The 14,786-nt window shown below is 74.7% G+C and carries 13 protein-coding genes; 4 read left to right on the forward strand and 9 right to left on the reverse strand.

The window, feature by feature from the left end; translation table 11 throughout:
• Nucleotides 1-90 precede the first annotated feature (90 nt).
• Complete coding sequence (locus ACFF45_RS01985; protein ID WP_381341012.1) at nt 91-252, forward strand: hypothetical protein; 162 nt, start codon at nt 91-93, stop codon at nt 250-252.
• Nucleotides 249-980 (forward strand): isocitrate lyase/PEP mutase family protein, encoded by a 732-nt coding sequence (locus ACFF45_RS01990; protein ID WP_381341014.1) that lies wholly within the window; start codon nt 249-251, stop codon nt 978-980. Before ACFF45_RS01985 ends, ACFF45_RS01990 begins: the two co-directional genes overlap by 4 nt.
• Before the next feature lie 330 nt (nt 981-1,310).
• Here the strand turns inward: ACFF45_RS01990 and ACFF45_RS01995 are convergent, their stop codons facing one another.
• The 4 genes from ACFF45_RS01995 to ACFF45_RS02010 all read right to left on the reverse strand — a co-directional run bounded on the left by ACFF45_RS01995 (nt 1,311) and on the right by ACFF45_RS02010 (nt 5,965).
• Nucleotides 1,311-2,300 carry a malate dehydrogenase gene (locus ACFF45_RS01995; RefSeq protein ID WP_381341017.1) on the reverse strand — a complete coding sequence of 330 codons (990 nt, stop codon included), beginning with the start codon at nt 2,298-2,300 and terminating at the stop codon, nt 1,311-1,313.
• Nucleotides 2,301-2,735: 435 nt separating this feature from the next.
• Entirely contained in the window at nt 2,736-3,980 is a 1,245-nt protein-coding gene (locus ACFF45_RS02000) for a helix-turn-helix domain-containing protein (RefSeq protein ID WP_381341020.1), read from the reverse strand.
• A gap of 613 nt (nt 3,981-4,593) precedes the next feature.
• Nucleotides 4,594-5,094 carry a DUF3017 domain-containing protein gene (locus tag ACFF45_RS02005; RefSeq protein ID WP_381341023.1) on the reverse strand — a complete coding sequence of 167 codons (501 nt, stop codon included), beginning with the start codon at nt 5,092-5,094 and terminating at the stop codon, nt 4,594-4,596.
• Nucleotides 5,095-5,110: 16 nt separating this feature from the next.
• Entirely contained in the window at nt 5,111-5,965 is an 855-nt protein-coding gene (locus ACFF45_RS02010) for a bifunctional methylenetetrahydrofolate dehydrogenase/methenyltetrahydrofolate cyclohydrolase (protein WP_381341025.1), read from the reverse strand.
• Between the two features lie 262 nt (nt 5,966-6,227).
• Between ACFF45_RS02010 and ACFF45_RS02015 the strand changes: the two genes are divergently transcribed.
• The gene (locus ACFF45_RS02015) at nt 6,228-6,833 is read left to right on the forward strand and encodes a hypothetical protein (RefSeq protein WP_381341028.1); all 606 of its coding nucleotides are present in this window, start codon (nt 6,228-6,230) and stop codon (nt 6,831-6,833) included.
• Between the two features lie 156 nt (nt 6,834-6,989).
• Here ACFF45_RS02015 and purH read toward each other — a convergent pair whose 3' ends face one another.
• The 4 genes from purH to ACFF45_RS02035 all read right to left on the reverse strand — a co-directional run bounded on the left by purH (nt 6,990) and on the right by ACFF45_RS02035 (nt 12,623).
• On the reverse strand, nt 6,990-8,555 hold the full coding sequence (purH, locus tag ACFF45_RS02020) for a bifunctional phosphoribosylaminoimidazolecarboxamide formyltransferase/IMP cyclohydrolase (protein WP_381341031.1): 1,566 nt from the start codon (nt 8,553-8,555) through the stop codon (nt 6,990-6,992).
• A complete protein-coding gene (gene purN, locus ACFF45_RS02025) occupies nt 8,552-9,190 on the reverse strand; it encodes a phosphoribosylglycinamide formyltransferase (protein WP_381341034.1) in 639 nt (212 codons plus the stop codon). Before purN ends, purH begins: the two co-directional genes overlap by 4 nt.
• A gap of 236 nt (nt 9,191-9,426) precedes the next feature.
• A complete protein-coding gene (locus ACFF45_RS02030; RefSeq protein WP_381341324.1) occupies nt 9,427-10,035 on the reverse strand; it encodes a pentapeptide repeat-containing protein in 609 nt (202 codons plus the stop codon).
• Nucleotides 10,036-10,406: 371 nt separating this feature from the next.
• Nucleotides 10,407-12,623 (reverse strand): cell division protein PerM, encoded by a 2,217-nt coding sequence (locus ACFF45_RS02035; protein WP_381341037.1) that lies wholly within the window; start codon nt 12,621-12,623, stop codon nt 10,407-10,409.
• Between the two features lie 96 nt (nt 12,624-12,719).
• Between ACFF45_RS02035 and ACFF45_RS02040 the strand changes: the two genes are divergently transcribed.
• Entirely contained in the window at nt 12,720-13,763 is a 1,044-nt protein-coding gene (locus ACFF45_RS02040; RefSeq protein WP_381341039.1) for a helix-turn-helix domain-containing protein, read from the forward strand.
• 136 nt (nt 13,764-13,899) lie between these two features.
• Here the strand turns inward: ACFF45_RS02040 and sucD are convergent, their stop codons facing one another.
• The gene (gene sucD, locus ACFF45_RS02045) at nt 13,900-14,784 is read right to left on the reverse strand and encodes a succinate--CoA ligase subunit alpha (RefSeq protein ID WP_381341040.1); all 885 of its coding nucleotides are present in this window, start codon (nt 14,782-14,784) and stop codon (nt 13,900-13,902) included.
• Between the last annotated feature and the right edge of the window lie 2 nt (nt 14,785-14,786).

A 14,786-nucleotide genomic window follows, 5' to 3' on the forward strand; every position in this document is an offset into this window, starting at 1 on the left:
CGGGTCGTCCAGCTCGGCGCGTGGCAGGAGCCGCCGCACCCCTGCACGGGCGAGGAGCCGGCGGCGCCGGAGCTGACCGAGGCGGCGACGGTGCTGACGGACGGGTTCGTGCCGGACGAGGGGTACGAGCGGGCGGCGAGGTGTCTCGGCGCCGCGCGCCTCGCTCACCCGATCGTCCTGATCACCGCGATCAACGGCTGGAACCGGCCGACGGTGAGCCGGCGGGTCCCGGTGGGAAGTGAACAGTGGTGACCACGACAGAGACATTCCGCGCCCTGCACCGCCGGCCCGACCCGGCCGACCCCCTGATCCTGCCGGGCCCTTGGGACGCGGCCAGCGCCCGTGCCTTCGTGGACGCCGGTTTCCCGGCGCTCGCGACGCCCAGCGCGGGGGTGGCCGCCGCGCTGGGGTACGAGGACGGCCGGACGCCGGCGGACGAGATGTTCGCGGCGGTCGCCCGGATCGTCCGGGCGGTGGACGTACCGGTGTCGGCGGACGTCGAGGACGGGTACGGGCTCGCGCCGAAGGAGCTGGTCGAGCGGCTGCTGGAGGCCGGCGCCGTCGGCTGCAACCTGGAGGACTCCCGCGGGGGCGTCCTCAAGGACCCGCACGCGCACGCCGAGTGGCTGGCCGAGGTGCGGGCGGCGGCGGGCGACCGGCTGTTCCTGAACGCGCGCGTCGACACCTTCCTGCGGGGCGTCGAGGACCCCGACCGGGCGCTGGAGCGGGCCGCGCTGTACGTCGCCGCGGGAGCCGACTGCGTGTATCCGATCGCCGCCCCGCCCGAGGTGCTGCCGTTGCTGCGGTCCGGGATCGAGGGGCCGATCAACGCGTTCGCCGCCCTGGACGCGGACGGACGGCCCGGCCCCTCGTGTGCCGAGCTCGGGGTACGAGGGGCCACCCGCATCACCTTCGGCCCCGGCCTCCAGCGCCGCGCCACCGACGCCCTGCGCCGCATCACGGCCGGCCTGCGGAGTTAGCCCGGAACCGGACCGCGGCCCGGGACCGGACCCCGGGCCGCGGCTCCGGGCCGGGCAGCGGCCAGGGCCCCGGTCCCGGCCCCGGTCCCGGGGCCGTACGGAGGCAGGGGTCAGGACAGCCACGTCCGCCACGTCGGCTCGTGGCCGTCCACCCACTTCTCCGCCGCCTCCTCAAGGCCGAGCTGCTGCTCGGCGATCATCAGGGCGACCCTCCCAGGCGGTCACCGGCTCGGGGGCGAGGAGGTTCTCGCCCACGCCGGGCAGGCCGTGCGCGACGCGACCCCCGGTCCATGGCGGCGGACCGGGGGCCGTGCGGCGGGTGGCGTGGGGTCAGATCAGACCGAGACCGCGGACCGCCTCGCGCTCCTCCGCCAGCTCCTGCACCGAGGCGTCGATGCGGGCGCGGGAGAACTCGTTGACGTCCAGGCCCTGGACGATCTCGTACTTGCCGTCCTTGCAGGTGACCGGGAAGGAGGAGATCAGGCCCTCGGGGACGCCGTAGGAGCCGTCGGACGGGATGCCCATGGAGGTCCAGTCGCCCTCGGCGGTGCCGTTGACCCAGGTGTGGACGTGGTCGATGGCGGCGTTGGCGGCGGACGCGGCCGAGGAGGCGCCACGGGCCTCGATGATCGCGGCACCGCGCTTGGCGACGGTCGGGATGAAGTCCTCGGCCAGCCACTTCTCGTCGTTGACGACCTCGGCGGCGTTCTTGCCGGCGATGGTGGCGTGGAAGATGTCCGGGTACTGGGTGGCGGAGTGGTTGCCCCAGATGGTCAGGCGCTTGATGTCGGAGACGGTGGAGCCCGTCTTCTTCGCCAGCTGGGTCAGCGCGCGGTTGTGGTCCAGGCGGGTCATCGCGGTGAAGCGCTCCGCCGGTACGTCCGGGGCGGCGGCCTGCGCGATGAGCGCGTTGGTGTTGGCCGGGTTGCCGACGACGAGGACCTTGATGTCGTCCGCGGCGTGCGCGTTGATGGCCTGGCCCTGCGGCTTGAAGATGCCGCCGTTGGCCTCCAGCAGGTCGCCGCGCTCCATGCCCTTGGTGCGCGGGCGGGCGCCGACGAGGAGGGCGACGTTGGCGCCGTCGAAGGCGACGTTCGGGTCGTCGGTGATCTCGATGCCCTGCAGCAGCGGGAACGCGCAGTCGTCCAGCTCCATCGCGGTGCCCTCGGCGGCCTTCAGCGCCGGGGTGATCTCGAGGAGGCGGAGCTTGACCGGCACGTCCGCGCCGAGCAGCTGGCCGGAAGCGATGCGGAAGAGCAGGGCGTAACCGATCTGGCCGGCCGCGCCGGTGACGGTGACGTTCACGGGAGTGCGGGTCATGGCGTTCTCCGTATGACAGCTGGCGGTGGGGCGTCCCTGCCCCGGCTTTTTTTGATCGATCTCTTGGCGTCAAGAGATCCAGCGGTCAGGCTATCGCGCATCCGGGATGCCGGACGTCCGCGTCGGTGTGGCCCGCCCCACAGAGCCCACGAAAGGCGGCGGCCGCCCGTCCGGGAGAGGTGGGACGGGACGACCGCCGGGTGGGGGGTACCGTTGCCGGACTCCCGTGGGGGTACTGAGCGCTTGCCCCGGATCGCGCGCGGCATGCGCGCCACCGCCGACTTCTTCCGCGAGCCGCCGACACCCCTCTCGGCGAGCGGCGCCGCCCTCACCGGCACGTCGCCGGCGCCCTCTTCACCGAGCCGGTGGCGTGCCTTCCCAGCGCGTCGGCGAGGTCCTCGCCGGCGGGGCCTTCGCCCGCCGCGGCCCCGGCCCCTACGGCGTGCAGCCCCGTTCGCCCGACGCCAGCGTCGCGCAGGCCGTGGCCTCGGCCGCCTCCTGGACCGCGACCATCGGGGTGTACGCGATCGTGTCACCGGCGGCCGTGAGGGAGCCGCTCTTCTTGACGGCACCCACGGTCACCTGGACCTCGTCGCCCGGTGCGGCCTGGGTGATCCGGCCCCACGCCGCGCCGCAGGTGCGGCTGTAGCGGACCTCGACGACGGTACTGCCGACGGTCGCCGTCCGGTCGGTGCTGACCAGGTCGCCGGTGCACCCCATGGCCTCCGCGTCCTTGCCGGTGCAGGAGTCGCCGCCGCACTTCACACCGGGCGGCAGGTCGGCACCGGTGGCCGGGGACGGCGAGGCGGTCGCGGCGACGGGCCGGTCGCCGACGGCGCCGGTCAGGTGGTACGCGCCACCGGCGGCGACGACGACGGCGACGGCACCGGCGAGGAACATCGCCGAACGCCGCTTGCCGGACGCCGCTGCGGCGGGAGCGGCCGGCGCCGCGCCCGTCCCCGTACCACCGGGACCGCGTGTACCGCCTTTACCGCCAGGACCGTGCAGACCGGCAGTACCGCCAGGACCGTGCGTACCGCCTGTACCACCGGGACCGCGCAGACCGGCAGTACCGCCAGGACCGCGTGTACCGCCGGTACCGCCGGTACCACCTGCACCGGCAGCCCGGCGCCCGCCGGCCCGGGACGGACCGGTGTATCCCGCGAGCCCCCAGGAGTTGACCACCGGCCGCGCCCCGGTCTCCCTGGCGTTCGCGTCGGGCGCCGTCGGCTGGGGCGGCACCGTCGGGGCCACGCCCGCCGGGCCGGCGACGCCCGGCAGCGCCGTCGCGCTGCCGCCCCTGCGGGCGGGCCCGCCCCCGGCGCTGCCCGGAGGCGCGCCGGACTCGCCGAGCGCCGCGCGCGCCGGCGGGATCCGCAGCGCCTCCATGGCCAGGTCGTGGTGCGTCTCCGAACGGCTCCAGGCCCGTTCGGCGAGCTCCCACATGGTGGTGAGACGGACCGGGTCGGAGCCGGTGACCTCGGCCAGCGCGACGACCGCGCCCTTGGGCGCGAGCAGCCGGCCGTTCAGGTAGCGCTCCCAGGACGTCTTGCTGTATCCCGTGCGGTCGGACAGCGCCGGGATGCTCAGGCCGCTGCGGTCCACGAGTCGCCGCAACTGGCCCGCGAACTCCGCGATCTGCGGGTCGAGTCCGTCCGGCAGGGCCTTCCAACGAGGCATCGCTTCCCCCCTTTTCCCCCTGTGCGTGTTTCCCCCTGTACGTGCCGGTTGTTCCCCCCAGCGACCGCGATGCGACCCGTCGGGACCCAGCGACCGGGATGCGCCCCGTCGGAACCCGGCTCCCGGGACGTCCCGATCGGGCAGATCAGCCCCGCTGTGCGGCACCCGCGTCCGGCATCCCCGAAGCTGTCGATACATCGACACAACGGGCACACAACGGTGACCTCGGGCGTCCCAGCGGTGCGCTCGGCACCCGGACGCGACCGCCACCCGGCTGTGGCGGAGCGCGGACACCGTAGCGGAACGGTCACTTCCGTGCCACAGCGCACGGACAGCCGTTGAACAGTCGTTCGACGTGCGGCAGTTTGGACGCGACGGCGGCCCGTCCTTGCTCGGGGGAGGGGACGGGCCGCCGTTCCGTCGAGGTGAGCCGCCCCCTCGGGGTGTCGCCTGCGCGGCAGGCGACGTCTGCCCGTGGCGGAGCGGCGTCCGGTGCGTGCTCTCGGCGTGCCGGCCGGAAGCCCTCGTCCGGGACGTACTCGGGCTTCCGGCCGGTGCGGCGGGAGTGCGTGCCGGTCGTCGCGACGGGAGGCGAACGTCGCCTGCCGCGGCACTAGCCGCTGACGGTGAAGTGCAGCGTGTCCTTCAGGAACGGGATCTCCAGCCAGGGGTCCGGCTGGGCCATCAGCGCCAGCAGGACGATCGCCAGGCCGAGGACCCCGTAGGTGGCTATGTCCGTGAAGCGGGAGCGCACGGCGAGCATGCCGACCCCGGGCAGCAGCCAGCGCAGCACGGCGCCGCCGACCAGCGCCGTGCCGGTGAGCACCGTGCCGATCCGGAACGCGTCGAACGCGGTCAGCAGCAGGCCCAGCCCGACCAGCGCCAGCACGGCGAGCATCGGCCACTGCCGCGCCGGGGCGGGCGCGTCACCGGACGCCGCCCGGCCGCCGCCCTCGGGCCGCGCGGTGTCCTTGGTGAACAGGGGAAAGCGGCGGGTGGCCCGCCGCGGCGTGCCGTCCTCGTCCACGACGCTGATCGCGTCCCGCACGACGAGTTCGGCGTCACCGGCCGCACCGTCCCCGTCCGGCGCGGGCGCGGACCCGTTCGACGCCACCCGGTCCTCCGCCGACTCAGCCGACACTGCGCTCCGCCGCCTCGACCACGTTGACGAGCAGCTGGGCCCGGGTCATGGGGCCGACGCCGCCGGGGTTGGGGGAGATCCAGCCGGCGACCTCCGCGACGTCCGGGTGGACGTCACCGACGATCTTGCCCTCCGCGCTGCGCGAGACGCCGACGTCGAGGACGGCCGCGCCCGGCTTGACGTCCTCGGGCCGGATCAGGTGGGCGGACCCGGCGGCGGCGACGACGATGTCGGCGCGCCGGAGGTGGGCGGACAGGTCACGCGTACCCGTGTGGCACTGCGTCACCGTCGCGTTCTCGCTGCGCCGGGTGAGCAGCAGCGGCATCGGGCGGCCGATGGTCACGCCCCGGCCGACGACCACGACCTCCGCGCCCTTGATCTCCACGCCGTAGCGGCGCAGCAGCGTCAGCACGCCGTTGGGGGTGCACGGCAGCGGCGCGGGCTCGTTGAGCACCAGCCGCCCCAGGTTCATCGGGTGCAGCCCGTCCGCGTCCTTGTCCGGGTCCATCAGTTCCAGGATGCGGTTCTCGTCGATCCCCTTGGGCAGCGGCAGTTGCACGATGTAGCCCGTGCACGCCGGGTCCTCGTTCAGCTCCCGTACGACCGCCTCGATCTCCTCCTGCGTCGCCGTGCCCGGCAGTTGGCGCTGGATGGAGGCGATGCCGACCTGGGCGCAGTCGCGGTGCTTGCCGGCGACGTACTTCTGGCTGCCGGGGTCGTCCCCGACGAGGATCGTGCCGAGGCCGGGCGTGACGCCCTTCTCCTTCAGCGCCGCCACGCGGGCGGTCAGATCGGACTTGATCGCGGCTGCGGTGGCCTTGCCATCGAGAATCTGGGCGGTCATGGACCCATCCTCCCGGATGACCGCCTCCCGGTTCCAATCCGGGTCCGGGGACCGCGTCCCCGGCGTATCCCCTCATGATCGGCGATGTTGCACTTGCACAACACCTGGGGAACGCGGCTGGACAAGCGAGCCGTGGCTGAAGAACGATTGACGTCACAGTGCCGCGGGCTGTACCCGGGGGGACGAACCGCATCTGTCACCGCATTCCTCCACAGCACGCCGCGTCGTCCCCGCACACAGGCATCACGGAGGAGACACCGCCATGAGTTTCGGCGAGCCCCAGAACCCCTACGGGCAGCAGCCCCAGCAGCCGCCGCAGCCTCCCGGTTACGGCTACCCCCAGCAGGGCCAGCCCGGTGTCCCCCCGCAGGGCTACGGCTTCCCGCCCGCCCCGCCGGTCCAGCAGCCGTACGGCGGCGGCTACCTGCCCGGCGTCCCGGCGCGGATGCCCGGCATCACGCGCGCCGCGCAGATCATGCTCGGGGTGATAGCCCTGGCACACGCGATCATCGCGGTGCTGTACGGCGTCGCGCTCGGCCAGTGGGACGAGACCATGGCCGAGGCGGGCGTCACCGGCGACGCGGAGGCCGAGGCCATCGCCGACCTGGGCAAGGGCGTCGTGGTCTTCCTGCTCGGCCTGGCCACCGTCTTCGCCGTCCTCGGCCTGGTGCTGCTGCTCCAGTACGCCAAGGGCGGCAACGGCGTCCGGGTCTGCTCGATCGTCTACGGCTCGTTCGCGATCGTCACCGGCATCGTCATGATCGCGGCGTACGGCATCGGGCTGCTGATCATGGCGATCTCCATCCTGCTGATCGTGTTCGCCGCGAAGCGGGCCACCGCGGAATGGTTCCGCCGCCCGCGCTACTGAGCGCGGCGGGACGCCGCACGCACCTCGACACACACCCCAAGGGCCGTGTCCCACCCGTGCGAGGGGAGACACGGCCCTGGTGCGTCACGGGCTCGGCGGCCGCCCGGCTCAGTGACCGGTCCGTTCAGTGACCGCCCGACCGAGTGGCCGCCCGGCTCAGTGGAAGAAGTGGCGCGTGCCCGTGAAGTACATCGTCACGCCCGCCTTCCGGGCGGCCTCCACGACCTGCTCGTCACGGACCGAACCGCCGGGCTGCACCACGGCCTTCACGCCCGCCTCGGTGAGGATCTCCAGCCCGTCGGGGAAGGGGAAGAAGGCGTCGGAGGCCGCGTAGGAGCCCCGCGCCCGCTCGGCGCCGGCCCGCTCGACCGCCAGCTTGGCGGAGTCGACCCGGTTGACCTGCCCCATGCCGACGCCCACCGAGGCGCCGTCCTTGGCGAGCAGGATCGCGTTGGACTTCACCGCCCGGCACGCCGTCCAGGCGAACGCCAGCTCCCGCAGCTCCTCGGCGCCCAGCGCCTCGCCGGCCGCCAGCGTCCAGTGCGCGGGGTCGTCGCCGTCGGCCTGGAGGCGGTCGGTGACCTGGAGCAGGGCGCCGCCGTCGATCGCCTTCACCTCGACGGGGTTCGACGGGCCCTCGGGGCAGCGCAGCACGCGGATGTTCTTCTTCTTGGTGAGCGCTTCGAGGGCGCCCTCCTCGTAGCCCGGCGCCACGATGACCTCGGTGAAGATCTCCGCGACCTGCTCGGCCATCTCCCTCGACACCGGGCGGTTCACGGCGATCACGCCGCCGAAGGCGGACAGCGGGTCGCAGGCGTGCGCCTTGCGGTGTGCCTCGGCGACGTCCGCGCCGACCGCGATGCCGCAGGGGTTGGCGTGCTTGATGATCGCGACGCACGGCTCGGTGTGGTCGTACGCGGCACGGCGGGCGGCGTCCGTGTCCGTGTAGTTGTTGTACGACATCTCCTTGCCGTGCAGCTGCTCGGCCTCGGCCAGGCCGCCGCCGGTGCCGTCGGCGTAGAGCGCGGCGGGCTGGTGCGGGTTCTCGCCGTAGCGCAGGGTGTGCGCGCGCTCCCAGGTGGCGCCGAGGAAGTCCGGGAAGCCCGAGTCGTCGGCGGGGGCGTAGGAACCGGCGAACCAGGAGGCCACCGCCACGTCGTACGCCGCCGTGTGCTGGAACGCCTCCGCGGCGAGCCGCTTGCGGGTGGCGAGGTCGAAGCCGCCGTCCCTGACCGCGGCCAGCACCTCGCCGTAGCGGGCGGGGCTGGTGACCACCGCGACGGACGGGTGGTTCTTGGCGGCGGCGCGGACCATGGAGGGACCGCCGATGTCGATCTGCTCGACGCACTCGTCGGGGCTCGCGCCGGAGGCGACGGTCTCGCGGAACGGGTAGAGGTTGACCACGACCAGGCCGAACGGCTCGACGCCGAGCTCCGACAGCTGCCGCTGGTGGTCCTCCAGGCGCAGGTCGGCGAGGATGCCCGCGTGCACCTTGGGATGCAGGGTCTTCACCCGGCCGTCCAGGCACTCGGGGAAGCCGGTGAGCTCCTCGACCTTGGTGACGGGGACGCCGGCGGCGGCGATGCGGGCGGCGGTGGAGCCGGTGGAGACGAGTTCCACGCCCGCCTCGTGCAGGCCCCGGGCCAGCTCCTCCAGCCCGGTCTTGTCGTAGACGCTGACGAGCGCCCGTCGGACGGCCCGCTTGTTGCTCTCGGCGGTCACTGGATAACTACCTTTCGTCCCTCGATGCGATAGCCGTTGCGGGCGAGCCGCCCCACGACCTCGACGAGCAGCCTTCGCTCGACTTCCTTGATGCGCTCGTGCAGCGCGCCCTCGTCGTCCTCGTCCCGGACCTCCACCACGCCCTGAGCGATGATCGGCCCGGTGTCGACACCGTCGTCGACGAAGTGGACGGTGCAGCCGGTGACCTTGACGCCGTACGCCAGCGCGTCACGGACGCCGTGGGCGCCGGGAAAACTGGGGAGCAGGGCGGGGTGGGTGTTGACGAACCGCCCGCCGTACCGGGCCAGGAACTCCTTGCCCACGATCTTCATGAAGCCGGCGGAGACGACGAGGTCGGGCTCGTACGCGGCGACGGCCGCGGCGAGGGCGGCGTCCCACTCCTCGCGGGTGGCGTGGTCCTTGACCCGGCAGACGAAGGTGGGCAGCCCGGACCGCTCGGCGCGCGCGAGCCCCTCGATGCCGTCGCGGTCGGCGCCGACGGCCACGATCTCGGCTCCGTACGCCTCGACACCCTCGGTCGCGACGGCGTCGAGCAGCGCCTGCAGGTTGGTGCCGGATCCGGAGACCAGCACGACGAGGCGCCTGGCGCTCCCGGCCACGGGCTTGGCGGCCACGGTGAGGCCCTTTCTCGGGGATGCGTTTGTACGGTCGTACGAATGCTTCGGGCCCCCGGATACGGGGAAGCCTACGAAGCGGTCGACCGCCAGCAACGATACCGGCACACCGGGCGGCCCCCACGGGACGGGGGCGTGGCCGGGAGGTAGCGTCAGGGTGGGCGGGCTCGGGAACGCGGGCGGTGTGCGGCGCGTTCACGAGGCGACGGATCGCGTCGTGTCTCGTCGTGATCCGGTCAGCACCAGCAGCTCCAACCGTCCACTCGTTGCCACACAGGGAAGACGCTCACTTGATGTCGGACCGCAGCCTGCGACTCCTCACGCTCCCCCGGCAGTCGGCGCTGGGAGGAAGGCGCGCCGGCGTGCTGCTGCGGGAGCGCCCCGCCTCGCCGTCCGACGCGTCCTCGGGCCGCGCCGACGGCGGCCGGCAGGACGGTCCGGGACGGAACGGCCCGGGGCGGGGCGACACGGGGCAGAACGGCCCGGGACAGAACGGTCCGGGACAGAACGGTCCGGGACAGGACGGTCCGGGACAGGACGGTCCGGGACAGGACGGTCCGGGACAGGACGGTCCGGGACAGGACGACAATCCGTTCGCGCCGCCGCCGGAGGGCACGCCGGACCGGCCCTGGCAGCCGCGGCGGCCTTCCGGCGACAGCCCGGACTCCGCGGGTCAGGACAGCGGGCGCCAGGACGGCGGGCGCCCCGCCTGGGGCAGCCAGTGGAGCGACCGGCAGCCCGTGCGCTCCTCCGGCGAGGGCTTCGGCGACCGGCCCCGTGGCGGCCCCGAAGGACAGGGCGGTCCGGCGCCGGGCATGCGCTGGGACCCCACCGACCCGGCGCAGCGCCGGGCCCGCTACGCGCTGCTGGCGGGCATGTGGGCCTTCTTCTTCGCGCTGTTCAGCTGGACGTACGTGGCGCTACTGCTGGGTGCGCTGGCGCTGTACTGGGGCGTCAGCGCGCTGCGCACCAAGCCGCGGACGCCCTCACCGGACACCCCGGCCGGTGCGCCGCCCGCCCGGCCGCAGACCGCGGCGGCGGTGAGCGGCCTGGTCACGGCGTCGCTGGCGATCGCTCTCGTCGGCGCGTCGTTCGCGGCCCAGATGGTGTACCGCGACTACTACACCTGCACCGGTGACGCCCTCACCAACGAGGCGCGGCAGGCATGCGGCACGCTGCTGCCGGAGCAGCTGCGGGACGTGCTGGGGGCCAACGCCTAGCGTTCGGCATCGTCTCCGCCGGATTCCGGCCCGGCGGGCTCGGCCGGTTCCGGCCGGGCGGCCCGCTCCGGCGGCTCCGCCTCGGCCCGCGCCGGCCGCACCGCTTGCCCCGCCTGCCCCGCCTGCCCCGCCTCCGTCTTCGCGGAGATCTCGCGCAGCGCCGCCCAGCGGGCCGCGCGGGCGGCTTCGTCGTGGGGCCAGGGGGGCGGGGGGCCTGGCGGGAAGGGTGCCTGCGGGTCGTGTTCCGGTGCGCGGGACGCGGGGAGGTGGAGCGGACCGGGTCCGGTGCCCTCCGGTCCCGGGTCGGGCCCGGTGCGCGGGGTGCCCTCCGGCAGCCGGCCGGGTGCCGTTCCGTCGGCGCCGTCGCCTCCGGGGCCGGAATCGGTTTCCCGCGGTCCCCGGCCGGGTCCGACGTCCCACGACGCCGGGCCGTGCCCGGTGTCCGGCAGTCCAGGGGCGGGCTCGTGGTCCGGCGGCTCCGGGGCCTGCTCGTTCGCCCGCGGCCCCGGAGCGGGATCGCCGTAGCGCGGCCCCGGAGCGGGATCGCCGTAACGCGGCCCCGGAGCGGGATCGCTGTGGCGCGGCCCCGGAGCGGGATCGCCGTAGCGCGGCCCCACGACCGGTTCCGCGTCCCGCACCCCCAGGCCCAGTACCGCGTCCCACACCCCCAGACCGGCGTCCGGGTCCGCATCCGGCGCCTCGCGGTCACCGGCGGCTCCCCGGTCCCCGCGCGCCACCGGCCCGGCCGCCGCCCGCTCCCCTGCCTCTCCCGTCACGTCCGCCCCCACGACCCCCGTCACGCCCCCCGTCGCGGTCAGGTCCTCCACCACGCCCGCCGTCACGTCCTCCGGGACGACCCCCGTCGGGTCCTCCGCCGCGACCTCGGTCGCGCCGTGCGCCAAGCCCTCCGCCGCCGTCTTCCGGCAGCCCCACCACCGCACGCCCAGAGCCACCGGCACCGCCACCACCGCCACCCACGCCAGGGCCGCCACCCCCACCTGCCAGCCCACGGGCCCGAACCGGGCCAGCGTGCGCACCCCCAGCGGGCCGCCCGCCAGCCCCGCCAGCAGGGCGAGCCAGGCCCCGCACAGCACCGCCGCCACCCCGGCGTACCCCGCGGTCCGCCCCCGCGACCAGGGCTCGGCCTCGCCCGCGACCGCCGCCCGAGCGGTGAACCAGCCCACCGTCACCCCGGCGACCACGGGCACCACGCCGGCCGCCCAGTGCAGCGGCGTACCGGCCCCCGCCCCCGGCACCGCCGCCAGCAGCGGGACCGGCGGCAGCAGCGGGGCCGGGTCGGAGGACAGCGGCCCCGTCACATGCCCGGCGCCCAGCACGAACCCGGGCCCGAGGGCGTACGCCGCACCCCACACCGCCGCGTTCGGCACCAGCGCCAGGCACAGCAGCAGCACCGCGAACCGCCCCGACCACCCCTCGGTGAGCTGCGCGAACGCGATCCGGGCGGCCGGACCGTGCCACACCAGCGAGGCCGCCACCAGCAGGGCGCCGCCGCCGACCAGTACCGCCGCCCCGGCCGTCGCCGCCCGCGCGCAGGCGCCGAGGCGCCTCCGGGTCCGCGCCCCGGGGCGGGCCCGCCGCAGCGGCCCCCACCGGTTCAGCACGCCGGTCACCGGCCGGTGCGGCCGCCCGTACGCCGTCCACACCCCGGCGCCGGCCGCGCCCAGGGTGACGAGCGGCAGGCACAGCGCCGTCCAGCCCCAGTCCGGCCGCAGCACGCCCCCCGCCGTGTACGCGGCGGCCCCGCCCCCGACGGCGAGGTAGCCGAGCACCACCCCGGCCCAGGCGGTCCGCCCCGCCACCAGGGGTGCCGGACCCTCCGCCGCGTAGGCCCCGTCCACCGCGTCGCGGGCCGCCCGGTGCAGCAGCCACACCGGCAGCAGGAGCAGCAGCATGGGGGTGAGTCCCACCGGCGCGGGGGCGCCGGAGAGCGTGTCGGTGCGGACCAGTTCCGCGCCGTGCGCGAGCAGCCACAGCGCCGCCGCCACGTGCAGCGCGCCGCCCGGCCCGCTGTCCGGATACGGCGAGCTGATCCACAGCGTCATCACCAGCACGGCGAAGGTGCCCAGTCCCAGCCCGGCCGCCACCACGCCGCCCAGGAGGCTGGCGGCCAGCCCGGGCGACCGGCGGCGCATCCGCGTGAGCCGGGAGTTCAACGGCGATCGGCGGTCGGTCATCAGGATCACGACGGCCATGCTCCCAACGACACGCGCTTTCCCGGCGTAACAGGCGAACCGCCGATGTGTCGCTCAATATGTGGTTATGTGCTTTTTCCTGCGAAGGGGTGACCTGTGACCCAGACCCCTGCAACCCCGCTTCCCCCGCCCGAGGAGCGGCGACGCCTGCGCGAGGCCGGTTCCCTGACGCAGGCTCAGGTCGCGTCCCGCATGGGCGTCCCCCGGTCGACGGTGCGGGCGTGGGAGTCCGGCCGTTCGACGCCCCAGGGCCGGCAGGCGGAGGAGTACGCCGAACTGCTCGCCTCCCTCACGACCGAGACCGTCCCCGCGTCCGGACTCGGACCCGAACCCACCACCGAACCCCTGACGCCCGATCAGGCATTCGACGCCCTCTACGCGTTCTGCGCGCCCGCCCTCGTCCGGCAGGCGTACCTGCTCACCGGGCGGCGCGAACTGGCCCGTGAGTCGGTCGAGCGGGCCTTCCAACTCGCCTGGCAGCGCTGGCCCGAGGTGGCCGTCGACCGCGACCCGGCCGGCTGGGTGCGGGCGGCGGCGTACGAGTACGCCCTCTCCCCCTGGCACCGCTTCCGCCCCCGCTACCGGCACCCGGAGGCACCACCGGCCGACGAGCGCGACCGCGAGCTGCTCGACGCCCTGCTGGTCCTGTCCCCGCCGCACCGCCGCACCCTGCTCCTCTACGACGGGGTCGGCCTCGACCTGCCGGAGACCGCGGCCGAGACGGAGGCGACCACCCCCGCGACGGCCGGCCGCCTGCTGCACGCGCGCCAGGCCGTCGCGGCCCGTCTGCCCGACCTCACCGACCCGGCCGAGCTCCAGCGGCGCCTGTCCGGGCTGGCGGCCACGGAGCGGCTGAGCCCGGCCGGGCCCGTCGCCGTGCGCACCGGCGGCGAACGCCGGGCGCGGTTCTGGACCCGGGCCGCCATCGCCTTCACCGTCACCCTGATCGGCGCGACCGCACTGACGCTGCGGACGGCACCGACGCAGTACGAGCCACCGGTGGCCCCCGGTGAGACCGTGCGGGGGATGCCGCCGCGGGCGGCGCCGGGTCCGCTGTCGCACGAGCAGCTCGCCCTGCGGGCGAAGCTGCGGCGGGCGATGACCGGCGGGCCGGACCGGCTGGCGCCGGAGGCCAGGTGAGCGGAGCGGCATGCGGAAGGGCCCGCACCCCGGCGTGTGGCCGGGGTGCGGGCCCTCCCGCTGTACCTGCCGGTCCCGCCGGCCCCGCGGCCCGCGGGGGCCTGCCGGGCCGGTGGGGGACCGGGTCGGCGAGGTGTCAGCCGGCGAGGATCTCGCGGGCCAGCTTCGCGGTCTCGGTCGGGGTCTTGCCGACCTTGACGCCCGCGGCCTCCAGGGCCTCCTTCTTCGCCTGGGCGGTGCCCGACGAACCGGAGACGATGGCGCCCGCGTGGCCCATGGTCTTGCCCTCGGGGGCGGTGAAGCCCGCGACGTAGCCGACGACCGGCTTGGTCACGTTCTCCTTGATGAAGGCCGCGGCCCGCTCCTCGGCGTCGCCGCCGATCTCACCGATCATCACGATCAGGTCGGTGTCGGGGTCGTTCTGGAAGGCGGCCAGCGCGTCGATGTGCGTGGTGCCGATGATCGGGTCGCCGCCGATGCCGACGGCCGTGGAGAAGCCGATGTCACGCAGCTCGTACATCATCTGGTACGTCAGCGTGCCGGACTTCGAGACCAGGCCGATGCGGCCCGGCTTGGTGATGTCGCCCGGGATGATGCCGACGTTGGACTGGCCCGGGGTGATGATGCCGGGGCAGTTCGGGCCGATGATGCGGGTCTTGTTGTCCTTCTTGCCGGCGTACGCCCAGAAGGCGGCCGTGTCGTGCACGGCGATGCCCTCGGTGATGACGACGGCGAGCGGGATCTCGGCGTCGATGGCCTCGACGACCGCGTCCTTGGTGAACTTCTCCGGCACGAAGATGACGGAGACGTTGGCGCCGGTCTTCTCGATGGCCTCCTTGACGGTGCCGAAGACGGGTACCTCGGTGCCGTCGAAGTCCACGCTCTGACCCGCCTTGCGCGGGTTGACGCCGCCCACGACGTGCGTGCCGTCACCGAGCATGAGCCTGGTGTGCTTCATGCCGGTGGCGCCGGTCATGCCCTGGACGATGACCTTGCTGTCCTTGTTGAGCCAGATAGCCATGG

The organism is Streptomyces cinereospinus (assembly GCF_042430725.1).
Lineage (GTDB): Bacteria > Actinomycetota > Actinomycetes > Streptomycetales > Streptomycetaceae > Streptomyces > Streptomyces cinereospinus.